Origin of the sequence: Empedobacter sp. 225-1 (genome assembly GCF_030328185.1) — a bacterium.
GTDB lineage: Bacteria > Bacteroidota > Bacteroidia > Flavobacteriales > Weeksellaceae > Empedobacter > Empedobacter stercoris.
Genome location: NZ_JACALO010000075.1, coordinates 1 through 3,602, shown reverse-complemented (window position 1 = coordinate 3,602; position 3,602 = coordinate 1). Strand labels below are relative to the sequence as shown.

Here is a 3,602-nt window from a genome sequence, read left to right as displayed (position 1 = left end):
TTGACCGTCGAAAATCAAAGACAAGAGTTTTTTGATTACTTTTTTGCTCATTTCCCCGTAGGGCATATGAATACCGATAATTAAAATAAATAAGCTATGAATAAAAAAGTGATAGAAAGATTTCTCGATACCTCGAAATGACATATTGGATACGATTCTGAGACAAGCCCAGAATTACAAAATCCATTTTTAAAAATGACAACGAATTTGAGTATTAAATAAGAATAAAAACGTAATACGTATAACGTAAAAAAAACAAAAACCCCTTTCCCAAAAACAAAGTTGGCGCGATGTACTGGAAAAGGAGTGGCTTTTAAAACTAATGTTGAATTTTAAAAAACTTATGTAAAATTATGAAAATATTTTACTTTAAACTCAATAGGCATATAATAAGTGTGCTATTGGGATTGGTTTGTGCTACACCCCTATTTGCACAAACAGGAAAAACCGTGACTGGAACGGTGAAAGATCATAACCATTTGCTCTCTGGCGTGGTAGTAACAGAAGAAGGTACACAGAATAGTGTGCAAACTGATGCAAATGGATACTATGCGTTGACCTTACAACATGATGATGCTAAACTAATTTTTGAACAATTGGACTTCCCTATTCGTGAAGAAGAGGTATTGAATAGAAGTGTGATAAATATAAGTTTCACAAAAGAGGACGACGAAATTCAGCTAAAAGATGTCGTGATAAATGCAGGGTACTATGCTGTAAAAGACAAAGAACGTACAGGATCTATAGCACGTGTAACGGCTAAGGAAATAGAAAATCAGCCCGTAGATAATTTTTTAGCAACGCTACAAGGACGGATGGCAGGAGTAGAAATAACTCAAGAAAGTGGTGGTTCTGGAGGTGGATTTCAGATAAAAATACGGGGACAGAATAGTTTAAGACCCGATGCCAATCAACCATTATTCATTATAGATGGTATCCCCTACTCTTCGGATCCTATTGGAGGCACATCTACCTCTGGAAACAGACCTTCTTTTACAAGTCCGTTATCTACGATTAATCCTGCTGATATAGAAAGTATAGAAGTACTGAAAGATGCCGATGCTACAGCTATTTATGGTTCGCGTGGAGCAAATGGTGTGGTACTGGTTACAACCAAACAAGGGAAATTAGGTGCTACACAGGTTAGCATTCGGACATCGATGGGATTAGGAAAAATTACACGTCCGTTGAAATTGATGAATACCGAACAATATCTTGATATGCGTAGACAGGCTTATGCCTATGATGGAATTTCTACTTATCCTACAAATGCCTATGATATAAACGGGACATGGGATCAAACCCGATCTACCGATTGGCAAAAAGAATTAATTGGAGGTACAGCAGAATATAACACGATACAAACTTCTATAAGTGGTGGTAATACCGCTTTTAATTATACCGTGAATGGTACACATCACGAAGAAACTACTGTTTATCCAGGATCATTTAAATATTTGAAAAATGCTGTTCATTTGGCTTTAAACTACAAGGATAAAAAGTTTAATTTCTTATTTACAGGTAATTATAGCAATCAAAATAACAATCAACCTTCTACTGATTTAACAACCGTTGCAAGAGAATTAGCACCCAATGCACCTGCTTTATATGATGAGAATGGACAATTGAATTGGGCAAATAATACATGGACCAATCCATTGGCAAGTTTAGAGTCTAAATTTCTATCAAAAATAGATAATCTAACCGCTAATATGATGTTGAGCTATGCTATTTTACCTGAATTAACTTTTAAAACCAATTTAGGGTTTACCCAATTGCATAGCCGAGAGTTGAGAACTTTTCCGTCAACGATGTATAATCCTTCTTCTGGACAAGGTAGTGAATCATCAAGTGTAGAATCTAATCAAACTAATCGTTCTTCATGGATTATAGAACCTCAACTAAGTTGGGATAAGAAATGGAATCAACATCGTTTTTCTTTTCTTATAGGTGCAACTTTTCAGGATCAAAAAACTGATAGGCTGTATTTAACTGCCGCCGATTTCCCTTCTAATGAAATGTTATTGTCTTTGTCTACTGCTGCTTTACAATTAATAGGCTTAGATGAAAAAACAAATTACCGTTATCAAGCTTTTTATGGACGATTGAATTACATCTTACATGATAAATATATACTTAACGTAACAGCTAGACGAGATGGCTCGAGTCGTTTTAGTCCTCAGAATAGATATTCTAATTTTGGTGCAATTGGTGCGGCTTGGCTTTTTTCGAAAGAAAGTTTTCTACGTGAAGTATCATGGTTGAGTTTTGGGAAATTACGTGGTAGTTATGGAATTACAGGAAGTGATAATATTGGAGATTATCAATATTTAGATAACTATCAAACAACATCCAATCCATATAATGGGACAGTTGGTTTAAGTCCTATTCGGTTATATAATCCCAATTATCATTGGGAGACAAATCGCAAATTAGAAGTTGCGCTAGAATTAGGTTTTCTACATGATCGTCTTAATTTTTCTATGGCTTATTATCAAAACAGATCAGGAAATCAATTGGTCGGTATTGCTCTACCTACGACAACTGGTTTTTCTTCTTTTTCTGGAAATTTACCTGCAACAGTAGAAAATAAAGGATGGGAATTTACACTTGGTTCCAAAAATATAACGACTAATAATTGGAAGTGGACAACAGAGGTTAATTTATCTTTTAATCGGAACAAGCTACTATCTTATCCAGATCTTGAAAGCTCTGCTTACGCCAATACTTATGTTATCGGTCGATCAATTAACAGCATCAAACTTTATCAATACACAGGTATAAATCCTACAAATAATCAATATGAATTCTATGATTATGATGGAGATGGTATAATAACTTCTCTAAAAGATCGAGTTGTACTCGTCGATCTTAATCCTTCTTATTATGGTGGTATTGCCAATCAAATTCGGTACAAACAGTTGAGTTTAGATATGTTATTTCAGTTTGTAAAACAAGAACGACAATTGTACTTGCCTACAGCAATAGCTGGTACTATGACCAATCAATTAGTAGACTATGGTATACCTATGCAACCATATAGTACTAAAAATTCTCAAATAGCGGCTAATTATAATTTAATGCGAAGTAGTACGCTTTCTATTGTGGATGCTTCTTACATACGATTGAAAAACATTTCGATTACCTATGATATTCCTTTAAAAGATCATTTCTTGAAACCTCAAATCTTTCTACAAGGTCAAAATCTATTTACTCTAACGCCTTATAAAGGTGGTGATCCCGAATTTAAGTACAACCGATTTCTCCCTCCTCTTCGTACCATAGTAATGGGAATGAAATTAAACTTTTAGTCTGATAAGAATAATAAAATTTAACACAATGAAAAATATATATACGTTAAGTTTAACAGTCGTTATAAGCATCTTATTCTTTAGATGCAATGACTTTTTGGATGTTGATGTTCCTACTTCTCAATACAATAGTGAGTTGGTTTTTGCGGATAAAAAGACAACAAATGCTGCGCTTATTAACCTATATGCAGATATGAGAGAAAAAGGTTTTGTAATGTATGTTGTCAAAATAAATGAGACACCTCTTTCTAAAAATTAAGAGAGTGTTTGGTTTATAAATTTATTATTTTT

2 protein-coding genes are annotated in these 3,602 nt (G+C 34.0%); both read left to right on the top strand.

What is annotated here, in order from left to right:
* The first annotated feature begins 353 nt into the window (after positions 1–353).
* Entirely contained in the window at positions 354–3,311 is a 2,958-nt protein-coding gene (locus HX088_RS13715) for a SusC/RagA family TonB-linked outer membrane protein (RefSeq protein WP_286484462.1), read from the top strand.
* 28 nt (positions 3,312–3,339) lie between these two features.
* Positions 3,340–3,570 carry a hypothetical protein gene (locus HX088_RS13710; protein WP_286484461.1) on the top strand — a complete coding sequence of 77 codons (231 nt, stop codon included), beginning with the start codon at positions 3,340–3,342 and terminating at the stop codon, positions 3,568–3,570.
* Positions 3,571–3,602 lie beyond the last annotated feature (32 nt).